Here is a 14,876-nt window from a genome sequence, read left to right as displayed (position 1 = left end):
TCAGCGCAGGCTCTGCGGGACCTCGCCGCCCAGGTCGGTGAGGCCGCCGATCAGCTCGCGGGCCAGCAGGCACAACCCGACCGCGAGCAGGGCCGTGAGCAGCGCGGTCAGGATCGCCGCGACCGGGGACATCCGTGGCCGGCTCATACCCGCCCTTCCAGGCTGAGAGGGAACGAACCCGGCACACGGTAGCGGTCCGCGGCCTCGCGTATCGCCCCCGGCGGCGGACGGACGTGAAACGGCCCGCTGTTTCGGTCTGAGCCGAAACAGCGGGCCGCCCTCGTGCCGGGTCAGGACGCCGCGCGCAGTGCCTTGCGGTAGTCCTTGTTGAGCCGGGAGATGGTCTCCAGCGGGATGCCCTTCGGGCACACCGAGGTGCACTCGCCGGTGTTGGTGCAGCCGCCGAAGCCCGCCTCGTCGTGGGCGTGCAGCATGTCGATCACGCGGGTGTCGCGCTCGGGCTGGCCCTGCGGCAGCAGGCCCAGGTGCGTGATCTTCGCGGCGGTGAACAGCATGCCGGACCCGTTCGGGCACGCCGCGACGCACGCGCCGCAGCCGATGCAGGTCGCGGCCTCGAACGCGGCGTCGGCGTCGGCCTTGGGCACCGGCGCGGCGTGCGCGTCCGGGGCCGAGCCGGTCGGCGCGGAGATGAACCCGCCCGCCTGGATGATCTTGTCGAAGGCGCGGCGGTCCACGACCAGGTCCTTCACGACCGGGAACGCGGCGGCCCGCCACGGCTCGATGTCGATCGTCTCGCCGTCGGAGAAGTGCCGCATGTGCAGCTGGCAGGTGGTCGTCGCCTTCTCCGGCCCGTGCGGGACGCCGTTGATGACCAGGCTGCACATGCCGCAGATGCCCTCACGGCAGTCGTGGTCGAACGCGACCGGGTCCTCCCCGTCCAGCGTCAGGCGCTCGTTGAGCACGTCGAGCATCTCCAGGAACGACATGTCCGGGGAGACGTTCTGCAGCTGGTACGTGACCATGCTGCCCTTGTCCCGCGCGTCGGCCTGCCGCCAGATGCGCAGCTTCAGGCTCATCAGCTTCTCGGTCACTTGTAGCTCCGCTGGCTCGGGTGTACGTACTCGAAGGTCAGGTCCTCCTTGTGAAGGACCGGGGCGTCGCCGGTGAACTCCCAGGCGGCGACGTAGCTGTAGCGCTCGTCGTCGCGCTGGGCCTCGCCCTCGTCGGTCTGGCTCTCGGCCCGGAAGTGGCCGCCGCAGGACTCCTCGCGGTGCAGCGCGTCGATGCACATCAGCTCGGCCAGCTCGAAGAAGTCGGCCACCCGGCCGGCCCGCTCCAGGGACTGGTTGAGGCCCTCGCCGTCGCCGGGCACCTTGACCCGCTGCCAGAACTCGGCCTTCAGCTCACGGATCTCGCTGATCGCCTTGCGCAGGCCCGCGTCGGTGCGCTCCATGCCGCAGTACTCCCACATGATGCGGCCCAGCTCGCGGTGGAACGAGTCGACGGTCCGGTCGCCGTCGATCGACAGCAGCTTCGCGATGCGGTCCTCGACCTGCTTACGGGCCGCGGCCACCTCTGCGTTGTCGGCGGACAGCTTCTCGAACGGGCCCGCCGCCAGGTAGTCGCCGATGGTGTTGGGCAGCACGAAGTAGCCGTCGGCCAGGCCCTGCATCAGCGCGGACGCGCCCAGGCGGTTGGCGCCGTGGTCGGAGAAGTTCGCCTCACCGATCACGAACAGGCCCGGGATGCTCGACTGCAGGTCGTAGTCGACCCACAGCCCGCCCATCGTGTAGTGCACGGCCGGGTAGATGCGCATCGGCGTGGTGTACGGGTCCTCGCCGGTGATGCGCTGGTACATGTCGAACAGGTTGCCGTACTTGGCCTCGACCGCGTCCCGGCCCAGCCGCCCGATGGCGGCGGCGAAGTCCAGGTAGACGCCCAGGCCGCCGGGGCCGACGCCGCGGCCCTCGTCGCACACGTTCTTCGCGGCGCGCGAGGCGATGTCACGCGGCACCAGGTTGCCGAACGCCGGGTAGATGCGCTCCAGGTAGTAGTCGCGCTCGTCCTCGGGGATGTCGGCCGGGATCCGGGTGTCGCCCTTGGCCTTGGGCACCCACACCCGGCCGTCGTTGCGCAGCGACTCCGACATCAGCGTCAGCTTGGACTGGTGGTCGCCGGACACCGGGATACACGTCGGGTGGATCTGCGTGTAGCACGGGTTGGCGAACAGCGCGCCCTTGCGGTGCGCCCGCCACGACGCGGTGACGTTGCAGCCCTTGGCGTTGGTGGACAGGAAGAACACGTTGCCGTAGCCGCCGGAGGCGAGCACGACCGCGTCGGCGAACTCGGTGGTGATCTCACCGGTGACCAGGTCGCGCACCACGATGCCGCGGGCCCGCCCGTCGACGACGATCAGCTCCAGCATCTCGTGCCGGTCGTGCATCGTGACGGTGCCGGCCGCGATCTGGCGCTCCAGGGCCTGGTACGCGCCCAGCAGCAGCTGCTGGCCCGTCTGGCCCCGGGCGTAGAAGGTGCGCGACACCTGCGCGCCGCCGAAGGAGCGGGTGTCGAGCAGGCCGCCGTACTCGCGGGCGAACGGCACGCCCTGCGCCACGCACTGGTCGATGATCTGCACCGAGATCTGCGCCAGGCGGTGCACGTTCGACTCGCGGCTGCGGAAGTCGCCGCCCTTGACCGTGTCGTAGAACAGCCGGTGCACCGAGTCGCCGTCGTTGCGGTAGTTCTTGGCGGCGTTGATGCCGCCCTGCGCCGCGATCGAGTGCGCCCGGCGCGGGGAGTCCTGGTAGCAGTACGACTTGACCTGGTAGCCCAGCTCGCCCAGCGTCGCGGCGGCCGAGCCGCCGGCCAGGCCGGTGCCGACCACGATCACCGACAGCTTGCGCTTGTTGGCCGGGTTGACCAGCTTCGCGCCGAAGCGGCGGCGCTCCCAGCGGGTCTCGATCGGGCCGTCGGGGGCCTTGGTGTCGGCGACCGGGTCGCCGAGGCTGTAGTAGTCCGTCATGGTCACTTCACCAACCCTGTGAGTACGGCGAACGGAACGGCGAGGAAGCCCGCGCAGATCACGAAGGCGACGGCGAACGCGACGGCCTTGAGCACGCGCTCGCGGCGCGCGTTGCTGACTCCGAGGGTCTGCAGCGCGCTCCAGATGCCGTGGCGCAGGTGGAACCCGAGGGTGACCACGGCGAGGGTGTAGAAGGCGGTGACGTACCAGCGGTCGGGGCCGAAGTCGGCGGCGACGGCGGCGTGCGCCTTGCTGGTGTCGGCGACCGGGTTCAGGTGCCGGGTGGTCAGGTCCAGGATGTGGTAGACCACGAACAGGAAGACGATCACGCCGCCCCAGCGCATGGTGCGCGCGGCGTAGCTGCCCTGGACCGGCTTGCGGTGGGCGTACTTGACCGGGCGGGCCTTGCGGGCGCGGATCGTCAGCACGGCCGCCGACCAGATGTGCAGCACGAGCGCGACCAGCAGGCCCACGCGCTGGATCCAGAGGAAGCCGGAGTGCGGCAGCATGGGGGCGCCGATGTCGCGCAGCCAGTGCGCGTAGTGGTCGAACGCGTCGGCGCCGAAGAAGATCTTGAGATTGCCGATCATATGCGCGAGCAGGAACAGCACCAGAGCTGCGCCGGAGATCGCCATGATGACCTTTTGACCGACCGTGGAACGGAAAAGTCCAGGTCGGGAGAGGGTCTGAGTCGCTACTGCCACGTCACGGAGGCTAGGGCGAAGTGGATCAGGCGTCCAATGCATCGCTGCGCCGCTCACCATAGCCGCCGGCTATGTGCAAGGTCCCTGAAGACCTGAACACACGCTGTAAACGTCCGCCGACCAGCGGCGGCGTGCCCCGCACCACCCGCTGACCTGTGATGCATCACTCAAGGCGTGGTCAAACTCACTGCCCGAAAGCAAGGGCACCTTCTTACCGCTTTCCGTAGTAAAAGGTGCCCTTCTTAACCTTCGCGGGCCCGGACGGACGCCCGGTGGGCGGCGGCCAGGCGGTCGGCGAGCCGGGCCAGCTCGCTGATCAGGTCCGCGGGTTCCAGCACGGTGAACGGGTGGCCCAGCAGCGCCAGGTGCAGGGCGATGTGGCCCGGCGTATGCGCGCCGGTGAGCAGCAGGCAGGTGTCGGCGCTGACGGCCTCCACCACCCCGGCCGACGGCGGGACCTGCGCGGCGACCGCCTCGGCCGGGGCGTGCACGAGCACCCGCGCCCGCACCGGGTAGGGCGCGGTGGTGACCGCGTCCGCGACGAACGCCGCCGCGTCCGGCGGATCGGCCGGCACGAACCCGAACCCGGCCGGGCGCGGGTCCTCGATCCGGTCGGCTCGGAACGTGCGCCACGCGTCGCGGTCCCGGTCGCGGGCCACCAGATACCACCGGCGTCCCGCGTGCACGAGCCGGTGCGGCTCCACCCACCGCCCGGTGACCGCCCCGTCCCGGTCGCGGTAGCCGAACGCCAGCACCTGCCGCTCCTGGCACGCCTCGGCGAGCACCGTCAGCACCTCGGCGGCCACCGCCGGGGCGCCGCCGGGCAGCGGCACGGTGGCCTGCCGCAGCGCGGCCGCCCGGCGGCGCAGCCGAGCCGGCAGGATCCGCTCGAGCTTGGCCAGCGCCGCGGCCGCGGTCTCCGCCGCGCCCGCACTGCCCGCCGCGGTACGCAGACTCAGCACCACCGCCACCGCCTCGTCGTCCTCCAGCAGCAGCGGCGGCAGCGTGGACCCGGCGGCCATCCGGTAACCGCCCGCGACCCCCGGCGTGGCCTGCACCGGATACCCCAGCTCACGCAGCCGGGCGATGTCGCGGCGCAACGTGCGCCCGGTGACGTCCAGCCGCTCGGCCAGCTCCGGGCCGGTCCACGCGGCGCGGGTGGGCAGCAGCGACAGCAGGCGCAGCAGGCGGGCCGACGTGTCGAGCATGAATCCGATTCTCGCAGCGATTGCGGACCGGAACCGTCCTCGATGCGGGTTAGCGTCGGACCATGAGCATCGACTGGAACGCTCAGCTCGCCGAGCAGCTCGACTGGCACTGGCAGCAGCAGGCGCGGCCCCGCCTGGACGGCCTGACCGACGCCGAGTACCTGTGGGAGCCGGTGGCCGGCTGCTGGAGCGTGCGCCCCCGCGCCGAGGCCGCCGGCACCCCGGTGCACGGCGGCGGCGCGTACGGGATCGAGTTCGCCTGGCCCGAGCCGGACCCGCCGCCGGTCACCACGATCGCGTGGCGGCTGGCGCACCTCATCGTCGGCGTGTTCGGGCAGCGCACCGCGAACCACTTCGGCGGCCCGCCGTGCCACCCGGACCGCTTCGACTACGCGGGCACGGCCGAGCGGGCGCTCGAGCAGCTCGACGAGGCGTACGCCGGCTGGTCGGCGGGCATGCGCGAGCTGGGCGAGGACGGCCTCGCCCGCCCGTGCGGCCCGGCCGAGGGCCCGTACGCCGCGTACCCCATGGCCGCGCTGGTGCTGCACATCAACCGCGAGGCGATCCACCACGCGGCCGAGATCTCCCTGCTGCGTGACCTCTACCGGAAACGAGGATGATGGCGATGGCTTACGAATTCCAGGTGGTCCTGGACGCCGCCGACCCGCACGGGCTCGCCGACTGGTGGGCCGAGACGCTCGGCTGGCAGGTGGAGCCCTCCGACGAGGACTTCATCCGCCGCATGGTGGCCGAGGGCCACGCGAGCGAGGCCGACACGACCGTCCACAACGGCACCCTGGTGTGGCGTGAGGGCCAGGCGATCCGGCACCCCGACGGGCTGGAGCGCGCCCCACGCGTGCTGTTCCAGCTCGTTCCCGAGGCCAAGACGGTCAAGAACCGGATGCACCTGGACGTGCGCACCGGCGGCGGGGACGTCGCCGAGGTCGTGGCCGCGCTGACCGCCCGCGGCGCGAAGTTCCTGCACGAGGGCCGCCAGGGCCCGCACACCTGGACCACCATGACCGACCCCGAGGGCAACGAGTTCTGCGTGTCGTAGCGATCCGCGTGCGGATGGTCGGAGTCTCGTGTCGGAGCCTGTGGTCAGACCTCATGTTCTGACACGAGACTCCGATCGACCCACCACCCCACGAGGCATCACCGCCCCGATACCGATGGCGATAGGCTATCGGCCGTGCAGTTGCAGCAGCTCAGGTACTTCGTGGCCGTCGCCGAGACGCGGCACTTCACCCAGGCCGCCGAGCAGGCCGGGGTCACCCAGCCGTCGCTGAGCAAGCAGATCAGCGTGCTGGAGACCGAGCTGGGCGCGCCGCTGTTCACCCGCTCCCGGGGCAACATCATGCTCACCCCGGCCGGGGAGGCGCTGCTGCCCCGCGCCCGGCGCATCCTCGCCGACGTCGAGACCGCGCGCCTGGAGGTGCAGGAGCTGATCGGCGTACGCCGCGGCCGCCTGCGGCTGGGCGCGACCCCGAGCCTGTGCACCAGCCTGGTCGCCCCGGTGCTGCGCCGCTACCAGGAGGGCTATCCCGGGGTGCGGCTGCTGCTGGAGGAGGGCGGCTCGCAGGACCTGGTCGGCAAGCTCGCCCGCGGCGGCCTCGACCTGGCCCTGATCGTGCTGCCCGAGCAGGGCACCGACCCGGCGCTGCGGGCCGAGCCGATCCTGCGCGAGAGCCTGGTGGTCGCGTCCGCCGCGACGCTGCCCGCCCCGACCGAGGCCGCCGAGCTGAGCCTGTCCGAGCTGGACGGGCAGCCCCTGGTCATGTTCCGGCCCGGCTACGACCTGCGCGACACCACCCTGGAGGCGTGCCGCCGGGCCGGGTTCACCCCGACGTTCGCCATCGAGGGCGGCGAGATGGACGCCGTGCTCGGCTTCGTCGAGGCCGGCCTCGGCGTCGCGCTCGTGCCGTCGCTGGTGCTGTCGGGCCGCCCCCGGCTGCGGGCCACCCCGCTCGCCCCGCCGGGCGTGCAGCGCACCATCGCCCTCGCACACCGCCGCGACGTCACCCCGACCCACGCCGCCCGCGCCCTGCGCGAGGTGCTGCTGGCCTACGTACACGAAGAATCGGCCTGGTCCCGCCTGCCCGCCGGCGTAGAACCCATCTGAAGGAAGGGCACCTTCTTATCGTTTTCCGATGTAGAAGGTGCCCTTCCTAACGCGGCGGTCAGGCGGCCGGTTCGGCGATGCAGGCGGTGGCGACGCGGTCGAAGCCCTGGCGCTCGTACACCCGGGCCACGTCCTCGGAGGCGGCCGACAGGAACACCGTGCGCACGCCGTGTTCGAGCGCCTGCCGGGCGAGCAGCGCGGTGACCGCGCCCGCCAGGCCGCGGCGGCGCGCGGCGGGCAGCGTGGCCACCCCGGCGATCTCCGCGACGTCCCCCGCCCGCTGCGCGATGCCGCTGGCCACGACGCCCTGGCCGGGCAGCTCGGCGTAGGCGTACACGCGCACGCCGCCGCGGATGTCGGCCAGCTGGCGGTCCAGCGCGCCGCCGTCGGGCAGCTTCAGGACCGCATCGCGCTCGGCGGGTCCGCCCTCGCCCGTCGCGGTGCCCGGCGCGCCGAAGCCGACCTGCGCCACGGCCGCCACAGCGGCGAGCAGCGCGGCGGCGTCGGGCGCGTCGGCGTCGGGCGCGTCGGCGGCCACGATCCGGGCGGTGCCGCCGGGATCGGCCAGCCGTGCCGGGTCGAGCACCAGCAGCGGCGCGCGCAGCACGGACAGGCCCGCCGCCTCGGCGATGGGCAGCAGGCCGGGGGTGGTCTGGTCGACCCACTCGAACGACTCGGGCTGGCCGAGTTCGCGCTGGCGGGCCCGTACGGCGTCCAGGTCGGCGGCGGTCGGCGCGGGCCCGCCGAGCACGGGGCGGGCGTAGAACGGGTACGGCGTGCCCTGGTTGAGGAACAGCTCGAACGTGCCATGCCGCTCGACGGCGGCCCGGTCGCGCGGCACCGCGTCGTAGAAGCGTTCCAGGCGGCTCAGCAAGTCTTCGGTCACGCCGGGCAGGCTACCGGCTGCCTCGCACCGGGTCGCCCCGTTTAACGCGGCACGCCCCGCACTTGCTGAACGCGTGGACTTTGCGATACAAAGTTGATGCCGCGCACATCCACGACGGGAGATCATCCGATGACGACACCCGCAACCGCCGACCCCGGCGCGATGCTCGACGAGGTACGCCGCCTGCGCGAGCAGGCCCGCCGCCGGGCCCGGGCCGGCGCCTGGTTCCCGGTGGCCGCGCTCGCCGCGCTGCTGCTGGCCAGCATCGCCCTCTACCAGGCGCCGTTCGCGCAGGCCGATCTGATCATCACCGGCCCGCCCTGGGCCGGGCTGCCCGACATGCAGCGCAGCACGCTCGCGTCCTACCTGTTCTGGTTCATCGGCACCCCGCTGACCATCGCCCTGATCGGAGCGTGGTATCGGCTGCGCGCCCGGCGCGTCGGCGTCCGGGTGCCGTGGCGCTGGTTCGCGATCACCGCGCTGGGTGCGCTGCTCGCGCTCGCGGTGCTGGCCGCGATGCCGGTGGACCGGCCCGCCGACGCGGACCTGGTCAAGATGTACGTCGAGCCGCCGCTGTTCGACCAGGTGCGCTGGGGCCTGTACACGCCGCTGCTGCCGATCGCACTGGCCACGATCGTGCTGGGCTGGGCCGAGCGCAGCCGCGCCCTGATCCTGTCCGGGCTCTGGGTCGGCCTGATCACGTTCTGGCAGTGCTCGCAGGGCATGGGCAGCCTGCCCGGCTGGGCCACCTGGATCCTGAACGGCTTCGAGGGTCCCGCGCTCGGCGGGCAGTGGACCCTGTTCGGCCTCAACCGGCCGGGCCCTACGCTGATCCTCATGGCGCTGCCGCTGCTGGTGTTCGCCGCCGTCCGGGCCGTACGCACCGGCGGCGGCCTGCGATGACCGACGCACAGCCGGCGCATCCGGCGCTCGCCCTGGACGAGACGGTGCACCAGCGCATCCGGCTGGGCATCCTGACCGTGCTGGCCGAGACCGCCGAGTGCGCGTTCACCACGCTGCGCGACCAGCTCCAGCTCAGCGACGGCAACCTCAGCCGCCACCTGCGGGTCCTGGAGGAGGCCGGCCTGGTCGAGATCCGTAAGGGGTACGAGGGCCGCAAGCCGTGCACCTGGCTGAAACTGACCCGCCAGGGCGGCGCCGCGCTGCGCCGGGAGATCGCCGCACTGGAGCAGCTGCTGGAGCGCATGCGCACCACGGACGCGCTGGAGTAGCACCACGGCCGCGGCCGTCCCGGGGCCGCGCGGCGAGCCTGCGGAAGAGAAGGGTTAACAAGGGCACCTTCCTCTACGGAAAGCGTCAAGAAGGTGCCCTTGCTTTCAGCGGGGCCAGTCGGTGAAGGCTTGGCGGACGGCGGCGCAGGCCTGCGGGGTCAGGCCGTAGAGCTGCCGCCAGACGATGTCGTCGAGGCGGTCCAGGCGCGCCATCGCCGCGGCGAAGTCCTCGTCGGCCAGCAGCGGGTCGGCCCGGCGGCCCAGCTCGAGCAGCTGCTCGCGGCTGTAGCGGCGCAGCGCCCCGGCCACGTCGACGTAGTCGCGCGGCTCGGCCCGGTTGGCCAGCGCCGCGACCTTGCCGCCGAGCACGTCCTCGACGTGCAGCACCGGGCCCACGTCCATGACGACCGTGCCTCGGTTGCGGTCGAACCGGGCCAGGGTCAGCCGCATCACCGCCGCGCCCCGCGCGATCTGGAACTCGACCAGCTCGTCGTCGAACCCGCCGAACACCTCGCCCAGGTCGTCGCCGTATCCGGTGACGTCCAGCCCGGCCGCGCGCAGCGCCCGCACCACCAGGTCACCGGCGGCGCGCACCCCGCCGTCCACATCGGTGAACAGGTCGACGTCCTCGGTGGCGCGGTGCACGATGCCGTACAGGTTGAGCGCGTGCCCGCCGCCGAGGGCGAACCCGTGCGCCTGCGCCACGCCGAGCGCGATCCTGGCGACCTCGGCCTGCAGCTCCTCGACGGTCATCCGACGGGTACGGCCGTACGCAGCGCCGGGTGGCGTTCCTCCCACGCCGCACGCAGCGCGCGCGGCAGGAACAGCTCCGGCCAGAGCCGGACCAGTGTCGGGCCGTCGAGCCAGGTGCGCAGCTCGTCGAGGGTGCCCGCCTCGCGCAGCACCGTCTCGTACATCCAGCGCAGCAGGTGCGGGTTGTCGAGGTCCACGCGCCGGTCGGCCTGCCAGAACAGCCGGTGCGGCAGCACGGCGGTGCCGGTGGTCGGCCCGTGCAGCGCGGTCAGGTCCGGCGCGACGAGCGCACGGCGGCCGGGCCGCGCGCTGGAGGGCGCGGCGCTGCGGCGGTCGCGGCGGTCCACATGTCAAGAGTAAGGGCTGCTGTGTCCGCGCCGACAGCGGCGGCGTCCCTGCGATCCGCCCGCGCCTCCCGCGACGGCCGAGGTCATCCGACTTGCCAGGCACACGGGGGTATGGCCGGCCAAGATACGCCCAGGTGCCAGGCAAGTCCGGCGATCTTGGCCGTCGCGGGAGGCGCGGGTCAGCGGCGGGTGCCGCGGGGCGGGCGGGGCGGGCGGGCCGGGCTGGCGGCGGTGGTGGGGTGGGTGGCGGGCCAGTGGGCGGGGCGGGTCAGCACCGGCGGCACGCGGGTGCCGAGGTCGCCGCGAGCCGCGTCGAGCTGCGACTGGAGCAGGAACAGGCAGCCGGTCAGGTCCGCGCCGCGTACGTCGGCGCCGCGCAGGTCCGCGCCCAGCAGATCGGCCCCGCTCAGGTCCGCGCCGCGCAGGTCGGCGCCGATCAGGTACGCCCCGCGCAGGCTCGCCCGGCGCAGCCCGGCCTCCCGCAGGTCCGCGCCCGTCAGGTCGGCGCCGGAACGGTCGGGGCCGGGCCGCCCGCCGCGGGCGCGCACCAGGGCGCTGGTGCGGCGCAGCAGACCGGCGGCCTCGCCCCGCAGCGTCCCGACGTCGATCGCGGCCAGCTCCGCCGGCGTGCCCCGGGTCAGCTGCTCGGTATGCGCCTGAGCCCGCGCCAGCTCGCCGTCCAGGGACGCGTCCGGCCGCAGCGAGCGGGCCTCGGCGAGGTAGTACAGCAGCTCGTGCAGGTGCCGCATGACCGTGAACGAGGCGAACATGTCCCGGGCCGAGCCGGGCTCGGCCCGCCAGTCCCGCCCGCCGAAGGTCACCTGCGCCACCTGCTGCCCGGCGCCGAAGCAGTCGAACACGGTGCACCCGGCGAAGCCACGCTCGCGAAGCTGCGTGTGGATGCCGCAGCGGAAGTCGCCTCGCAGGTTCGGGCAGGGCTGACCGGCGGGTTTGTCGATGGCGAAGTCGGACGAGCGCGCGAACGCGGGCGCGGCGCAGCACAGCGCGAAGCAGCGGGAGCAGTCGGCGTGCAGCCGCTCGCGCCAGCCGGCCGGTTGCGGAGTCTGCTCGGACACGAGCGGTGGAACCCCCGTACGCAGGAGAGGGCGGGTGCGGGTCCGAGCCTATCGGCCGGGGCGGGTCACTCGCCGGTGGCGCCGTCGACGCGCTCGCGGAGCAGGTCGGCGTGGCCGTTGTGGCGGGCGTACTCCTCGATCATGTGCACGTACACCCAGCGCAGGGACATGGTGTCGCCGGTGCGCTCGTGGACGAACGTGTGCTCCAGCGGCACCCCGGCCACGGCGGCCCGGCACGCGTCCACCTCGGCGGCCAGGATCGCGAAGTCCTCCTCGGCCCGCGCGGGGTCGGCCAGGTCGAACGCGGCGCCGGGTCCGCCTTCGGGACGGGTGTACAGCGCGTCGAGCCGCTCGCCGCGGACGCGCCGGCGGAACCAGGTGCGCTCCACGTCGGCCATGTGCCGGACCAGCCCGAGCAGGCTCAGCCCCGACGGCGGCACCGACGCGTGGGCGAGCTGCTCGCCGGTGAGCCCGGCGCACTTGTGCAGCAGCGTGCCCCGGTGCCAGTCGAGCCAGCCTTCCAGCATGGCGCGCTCGTCGGCGACGTACGGTTCGCTGCTGCGCTGCGCCTGCGGCGCGGTCCACGTCATGGCGACCATGATGCCGGTCGCGGCCGTCTGGTGCGCGGGCGGGCGGCAGCGGGTACGCTGCCCGTTCTGTGATCGAGACCGAGCGCCTGGTGCTGCGGCCGTACCGGCCGATCCTGGCGGCGCGCATCGCCGACGGCGCGCCGCGGGACCCGCGCTGGGCCGACGGCTTCCCCGGCGACGGCGAGCAGCTCGCGGCCCGGATGTTCCTGCAGGCCGGTGCCCCGGCGGGGCCGTGGGTGCCGTACACGGTCGAGCTGCGCGCCACCGGGCAGGTGATCGGCGGCGCCGGTTTCCACGGCCCGCCCGACGCCGCGGGCACGGTCGAGATCGGCTACGGACTGGTGCCCGCGGCGCGCGGCCACGGCTACGCGACCGAGGCGGCGCTGGCCCTGGTGGACTTCGCCGCGCGGCTGGGGGCCAGGTGCGTGGTGGCCGAGCTGGCCCACGACAACCCGCCGAGCGCGAACGTGCTGCGCCGCGCCGGTTTCACGCGGACGGCGCCGCTGTGCTGGGCGCGGCCGCTGACCTGAGCCCGGTTCGGCGAAACGTGCACCTCGCGGGGATTCGTCCGGACAATGGACGAGGAGGTGTTCAGCAATGAAGGCGAAAGTCGGAGACACCATCGTCGTCGAGGGCACGCGAGTGGGCGACCACCGCCGGATCGGCGTGATCACGGCGGTCCCGCACGAGGACGGCAGCCCGCCGTACACCGTGCGCTGGGAGGACGACCAGCACGAGGGAATCCTCTACCCCGGCCCCGACACCCATCTCAAGACCGACCGCTGACCCGGCCGCCGTGCGGCCCCGAGACCGCGGCGATCTTGCGCGAACCGTCAGGGATATGCCCGGTAGGGGCGTGTCATCCCCACAGTCCACGCAAGATCGCCGCGTCATGGGGGTTACGCGCGGGAGATGGCGTTGGCGTGGATGGCGGTGTTGAGGTACTGGGTCATGCCGGGGTGGATCGCTTCGTAGGTGGCGGTGAAGCGGTCGTCGGCGAGGTACATGTCGGCCAGGCCGGTGTGGATCTCGTAGTTGCACTCGTAGAACCAGCGGCTGATGAGCTGGCGGTGTTCTTCGGCCAGGTCCATGGCCTCGGGGCTGTCGGGGGCGGCGCCTGCGTCCATGAGGGCGGTGAAGCGGCGGCCCCAGTCCTCGTTCTCCTGCTTGTGGCGCAGCCAGTCGTCCTTGGTGTAGGCGGCGGTGCGCCTGGTGGACTCCTTGTAGGCGTCCGTCCCGCCCCAGCGCTGCTCCGCCTCCTCCGCGTGGTCGTCGGGGTCGAAGTCACCGAAGACCTCGAAACGCTCCTCGGGCGTGAGGTTGATGCCCACTTTCCTCGCCTCCATCGCGAACTCGATCGCGGTGACCATCTCCTGCAGGCGCTTGATGCGCCCGGTCAGCAGCTCGTGCTGGCGGCGCAGGTGCGTCGCCGGCACGGCCTGCGGGTCGTCGAGGATGGCCGCGATCTCTTCCAGTGAGAACCCCAGCTCCCGGTAGAACAGGATCTGCTGCAGCCGTTCCAGGTCGGCGTCGTCGTAGCGGCGGTAGCCGCTGTGCGAGCGCTCGCTGGGCGACAGCAGGCCGATCTCGTCGTAGTGGTGCAGCGTCCGCACGGTCACCCCGGCGACGTCGGCGACCTTGCCCACGGTGTATGCCACGGTTCTCTCCCTTCCGAGAACCAGGTTCGAGTCTGCCGTTACGTGAGAGTCAAGCCGATAACGGGGCCTGCCGGGGCCGGGTCCGGGTGACGGCGGTCACCGTCAGCGCGAACACGGTGCACACGGCCAGCACCGCGGGCAGGAACTTGATCGCGTCGGACAGCTGCAGGTAGGCCCCGTCGACCAGGCCGGGGTCGACGCCGGAGATCGCCGACGGGAACCACCAGGCCGCGAGGTGGCGCGGAGCCCGGCCGGGCGCGAGCGCGGTGAGCACGTACGCGATCGTGGCCGCCTGCAGCAGCAGCACCGTCCCGAACACCCGGACGGCGGCGGCCCGGACGCGGCTCAGTGCCCCCGACCAGCGGGCGAGGGCGGCGGTGCCCGCGCACCAGACGGCGATCGCGGCGGCCGCGCCGGGCAGGCTCTCCCCCAGCACCATGCCGAAGCCGGGCACGGCCGCGATCACGAGCAGCCCGAGCGCCAGCGCGACCGGCACCGCCAGCCACGGCGCGGCCAGCCTGGCGCAGCGGCCGAGCAGCAGGCCCGCGGGCCAGGCCGGCAGCGCGGCGGGCAGGACCATCACCGCGTACGCCACGGACGCGCCGCGCTCGGCGTCGACCCACCGATCGGCCAGGAACAGCACCGGCCCGGCGGCCGCCGTCAGCGCGACCAGGACCACGGTGAGCGCCGCGGGCATGAGCATCAGCCGGACCAGGTGCCACAGCACGGTCCGGGCGCGCGCCTCGCCCAGCGCGGCACGGCCGCCGGACAGGCGCTCGCCGAGCGCGGCACGCGCGACGTCGGCCAGGTCACGCCAGGGGCGGGGCGAGTTCGTGAGCAGGTCCGCGATCTCGTCGCCGTAGCGCTCGCGGACCCGGCGCGGGTACAGCGCCAGCACGGCGCGGGCCAGCCGGGCGCGCATCAGGCCACCGCCAGGCGGCGCAGGCCGGTCGCGGCCAGCGAGCGCATCCGCTGCAGCTCGGCGCCGAGCGCGGCGCGGCCGGCGTCGGTGAGCCGGTACGGCTTGCGCCGGTCCTGCTCGGGCAGGGCCTCGATGTAACCGTGCTCCTCCAGGCGCCGGACCGCGCCGTAGAGCGTGCCGGGCCCGGGGCGGGCGCCGGTCAGCTCGCCGATGTCGTCCTGCATCGCGTAGCCGTGTCTGGGCCCGGCGGCGAGGCTGATCAGGATGTGCAGCGCCGGTTCGGAGAACCGGCCGAGGTCGGCGAGTCCGGCCATCGAACCTCCCTTACTACGTTGTACGTAGCATCGCAGTGCGTGGTATCGGTGTCAACGGCGAGCGCGGCCGGGGCGTCTAGG

Annotated in this window: 20 protein-coding genes; 7 read left to right on the top strand and 13 right to left on the bottom strand. The window is 73.2% G+C overall.

From position 1 onward, the window contains the following. The 5 genes from CS0771_RS25625 to CS0771_RS25605 all read right to left on the bottom strand — a co-directional run bounded on the left by CS0771_RS25625 (position 1) and on the right by CS0771_RS25605 (position 4,895). A complete protein-coding gene (locus tag CS0771_RS25625) occupies positions 1-147 on the bottom strand; it encodes a hypothetical protein (protein ID WP_212843377.1) in 147 nt (48 codons plus the stop codon). 143 nt (positions 148-290) lie between these two features. Beyond that, positions 291-1,037 (bottom strand): succinate dehydrogenase/fumarate reductase iron-sulfur subunit, encoded by a 747-nt coding sequence (locus tag CS0771_RS25620; RefSeq protein ID WP_212846045.1) that lies wholly within the window; start codon positions 1,035-1,037, stop codon positions 291-293. An 11-nt stretch (positions 1,038-1,048) separates the two neighbouring features. Beyond that, positions 1,049-2,983 (bottom strand): fumarate reductase/succinate dehydrogenase flavoprotein subunit, encoded by a 1,935-nt coding sequence (locus CS0771_RS25615; protein WP_212846044.1) that lies wholly within the window; start codon positions 2,981-2,983, stop codon positions 1,049-1,051. A gap of 2 nt (positions 2,984-2,985) precedes the next feature. Then, positions 2,986-3,618 (bottom strand): succinate dehydrogenase cytochrome b subunit, encoded by a 633-nt coding sequence (locus CS0771_RS25610; RefSeq protein WP_239125555.1) that lies wholly within the window; start codon positions 3,616-3,618, stop codon positions 2,986-2,988. A 311-nt stretch (positions 3,619-3,929) separates the two neighbouring features. Then, entirely contained in the window at positions 3,930-4,895 is a 966-nt protein-coding gene (locus tag CS0771_RS25605) for a YafY family protein (RefSeq protein ID WP_212843376.1), read from the bottom strand. 62 nt (positions 4,896-4,957) lie between these two features. Here CS0771_RS25605 and CS0771_RS25600 point away from each other — a divergent pair, with 62 nt between their 5' ends. The 3 genes from CS0771_RS25600 (at position 4,958) to CS0771_RS25590 (ending at position 7,017) form a co-directional block, all read left to right on the top strand. Then, on the top strand, positions 4,958-5,515 hold the full coding sequence (locus CS0771_RS25600; protein ID WP_371821472.1) for a DinB family protein: 558 nt from the start codon (positions 4,958-4,960) through the stop codon (positions 5,513-5,515). A 5-nt stretch (positions 5,516-5,520) separates the two neighbouring features. After that, positions 5,521-5,952, top strand: a complete 432-nt coding sequence (locus CS0771_RS25595) for a VOC family protein (RefSeq protein WP_212843375.1) — start codon at positions 5,521-5,523, stop codon at positions 5,950-5,952. 135 nt (positions 5,953-6,087) lie between these two features. Continuing rightward, positions 6,088-7,017, top strand: a complete 930-nt coding sequence (locus CS0771_RS25590; RefSeq protein ID WP_212843374.1) for a LysR family transcriptional regulator — start codon at positions 6,088-6,090, stop codon at positions 7,015-7,017. Between the two features lie 58 nt (positions 7,018-7,075). Here the strand turns inward: CS0771_RS25590 and CS0771_RS25585 are convergent, their stop codons facing one another. Next, on the bottom strand, positions 7,076-7,903 hold the full coding sequence (locus CS0771_RS25585) for a GNAT family N-acetyltransferase (RefSeq protein ID WP_244871027.1): 828 nt from the start codon (positions 7,901-7,903) through the stop codon (positions 7,076-7,078). 129 nt (positions 7,904-8,032) lie between these two features. Here CS0771_RS25585 and CS0771_RS25580 point away from each other — a divergent pair, with 129 nt between their 5' ends. Further along, positions 8,033-8,806 carry a hypothetical protein gene (locus tag CS0771_RS25580; protein ID WP_212843372.1) on the top strand — a complete coding sequence of 258 codons (774 nt, stop codon included), beginning with the start codon at positions 8,033-8,035 and terminating at the stop codon, positions 8,804-8,806. Further along, the gene (locus CS0771_RS25575; RefSeq protein WP_212843371.1) at positions 8,803-9,135 is read left to right on the top strand and encodes a transcriptional regulator; all 333 of its coding nucleotides are present in this window, start codon (positions 8,803-8,805) and stop codon (positions 9,133-9,135) included. The genes CS0771_RS25580 and CS0771_RS25575 overlap by 4 nt, the downstream gene beginning before the upstream one ends. Before the next feature lie 105 nt (positions 9,136-9,240). Here CS0771_RS25575 and CS0771_RS25570 read toward each other — a convergent pair whose 3' ends face one another. The 4 genes from CS0771_RS25570 to CS0771_RS25555 all read right to left on the bottom strand — a co-directional run bounded on the left by CS0771_RS25570 (position 9,241) and on the right by CS0771_RS25555 (position 11,901). Next, positions 9,241-9,888, bottom strand: coding sequence for a nucleotidyl transferase AbiEii/AbiGii toxin family protein (locus tag CS0771_RS25570; RefSeq protein WP_212843370.1), 648 nt, complete (start codon positions 9,886-9,888; stop codon positions 9,241-9,243). Continuing rightward, the gene (locus CS0771_RS25565; RefSeq protein WP_212843369.1) at positions 9,885-10,235 is read right to left on the bottom strand and encodes a hypothetical protein; all 351 of its coding nucleotides are present in this window, start codon (positions 10,233-10,235) and stop codon (positions 9,885-9,887) included. Before CS0771_RS25565 ends, CS0771_RS25570 begins: the two co-directional genes overlap by 4 nt. Before the next feature lie 179 nt (positions 10,236-10,414). After that, positions 10,415-11,311, bottom strand: a complete 897-nt coding sequence (locus tag CS0771_RS25560; RefSeq protein ID WP_244871026.1) for a pentapeptide repeat-containing protein — start codon at positions 11,309-11,311, stop codon at positions 10,415-10,417. 65 nt (positions 11,312-11,376) lie between these two features. Beyond that, positions 11,377-11,901, bottom strand: a complete 525-nt coding sequence (locus CS0771_RS25555; RefSeq protein ID WP_212843368.1) for a DinB family protein — start codon at positions 11,899-11,901, stop codon at positions 11,377-11,379. A 68-nt stretch (positions 11,902-11,969) separates the two neighbouring features. Here CS0771_RS25555 and CS0771_RS25550 point away from each other — a divergent pair, with 68 nt between their 5' ends. Both CS0771_RS25550 and CS0771_RS25545 read left to right on the top strand, forming a co-directional pair. Further along, a complete protein-coding gene (locus tag CS0771_RS25550) occupies positions 11,970-12,431 on the top strand; it encodes a GNAT family N-acetyltransferase (RefSeq protein ID WP_212843367.1) in 462 nt (153 codons plus the stop codon). Positions 12,432-12,498: 67 nt separating this feature from the next. Beyond that, a complete protein-coding gene (locus tag CS0771_RS25545) occupies positions 12,499-12,687 on the top strand; it encodes a DUF1918 domain-containing protein (protein WP_212843366.1) in 189 nt (62 codons plus the stop codon). Positions 12,688-12,800: 113 nt separating this feature from the next. On the opposite strand, the gene CS0771_RS25540 is transcribed toward CS0771_RS25545, so the two are convergent. The 3 genes from CS0771_RS25540 to CS0771_RS25530 are packed head-to-tail and all read right to left on the bottom strand — an operon-like array spanning position 12,801 to position 14,795. Beyond that, complete coding sequence (locus tag CS0771_RS25540) at positions 12,801-13,559, bottom strand: MerR family transcriptional regulator (protein ID WP_212843365.1); 759 nt, start codon at positions 13,557-13,559, stop codon at positions 12,801-12,803. A gap of 49 nt (positions 13,560-13,608) precedes the next feature. Continuing rightward, complete coding sequence (locus CS0771_RS25535; protein WP_212843364.1) at positions 13,609-14,481, bottom strand: hypothetical protein; 873 nt, start codon at positions 14,479-14,481, stop codon at positions 13,609-13,611. Then, positions 14,481-14,795, bottom strand: a complete 315-nt coding sequence (locus CS0771_RS25530) for a PadR family transcriptional regulator (protein WP_212843363.1) — start codon at positions 14,793-14,795, stop codon at positions 14,481-14,483. The genes CS0771_RS25535 and CS0771_RS25530 overlap by 1 nt, the downstream gene beginning before the upstream one ends. Positions 14,796-14,876: the final 81 nt, after the last annotated feature.

The organism is Catellatospora sp. IY07-71 (assembly GCF_018326265.1).
Taxonomy (GTDB): domain Bacteria; phylum Actinomycetota; class Actinomycetes; order Mycobacteriales; family Micromonosporaceae; genus Catellatospora.
The sequence above is the reverse complement of the archived record's forward strand: the minus strand, read 5'-3'. Positions and strand labels throughout refer to the sequence as shown.

Excerpts from the sequence above, each read along its gene's own strand:
- CS0771_RS25625 (WP_212843377.1), bottom strand. The coding sequence starts at position 147 with ATGAGCCGGCCACGGATGTCCCCGGTCGCGGCGATCCTGACCGCGCTG.
- CS0771_RS25620 (WP_212846045.1), bottom strand. The coding sequence starts at position 1,037 with ATGAGCCTGAAGCTGCGCATCTGGCGGCAGGCCGACGCGCGGGACAAG.
- CS0771_RS25615 (WP_212846044.1), bottom strand. The coding sequence starts at position 2,983 with ATGACGGACTACTACAGCCTCGGCGACCCGGTCGCCGACACCAAGGCC.
- CS0771_RS25610 (WP_239125555.1), bottom strand. The coding sequence starts at position 3,618 with ATGGCGATCTCCGGCGCAGCTCTGGTGCTGTTCCTGCTCGCGCATATG.
- CS0771_RS25605 (WP_212843376.1), bottom strand. The coding sequence starts at position 4,895 with ATGCTCGACACGTCGGCCCGCCTGCTGCGCCTGCTGTCGCTGCTGCCC.
- CS0771_RS25600 (WP_371821472.1), top strand. The coding sequence starts at position 4,958 with ATGAGCATCGACTGGAACGCTCAGCTCGCCGAGCAGCTCGACTGGCAC.
- CS0771_RS25595 (WP_212843375.1), top strand. The coding sequence starts at position 5,521 with ATGGCTTACGAATTCCAGGTGGTCCTGGACGCCGCCGACCCGCACGGG.
- CS0771_RS25580 (WP_212843372.1), top strand. The coding sequence starts at position 8,033 with ATGACGACACCCGCAACCGCCGACCCCGGCGCGATGCTCGACGAGGTA.
- CS0771_RS25575 (WP_212843371.1), top strand. The coding sequence starts at position 8,803 with ATGACCGACGCACAGCCGGCGCATCCGGCGCTCGCCCTGGACGAGACG.
- CS0771_RS25570 (WP_212843370.1), bottom strand. The coding sequence starts at position 9,888 with ATGACCGTCGAGGAGCTGCAGGCCGAGGTCGCCAGGATCGCGCTCGGC.
- CS0771_RS25555 (WP_212843368.1), bottom strand. The coding sequence starts at position 11,901 with ATGACGTGGACCGCGCCGCAGGCGCAGCGCAGCAGCGAACCGTACGTC.
- CS0771_RS25545 (WP_212843366.1), top strand. The coding sequence starts at position 12,499 with ATGAAGGCGAAAGTCGGAGACACCATCGTCGTCGAGGGCACGCGAGTG.
- CS0771_RS25535 (WP_212843364.1), bottom strand. The coding sequence starts at position 14,481 with ATGCGCGCCCGGCTGGCCCGCGCCGTGCTGGCGCTGTACCCGCGCCGG.
- CS0771_RS25530 (WP_212843363.1), bottom strand. The coding sequence starts at position 14,795 with ATGGCCGGACTCGCCGACCTCGGCCGGTTCTCCGAACCGGCGCTGCAC.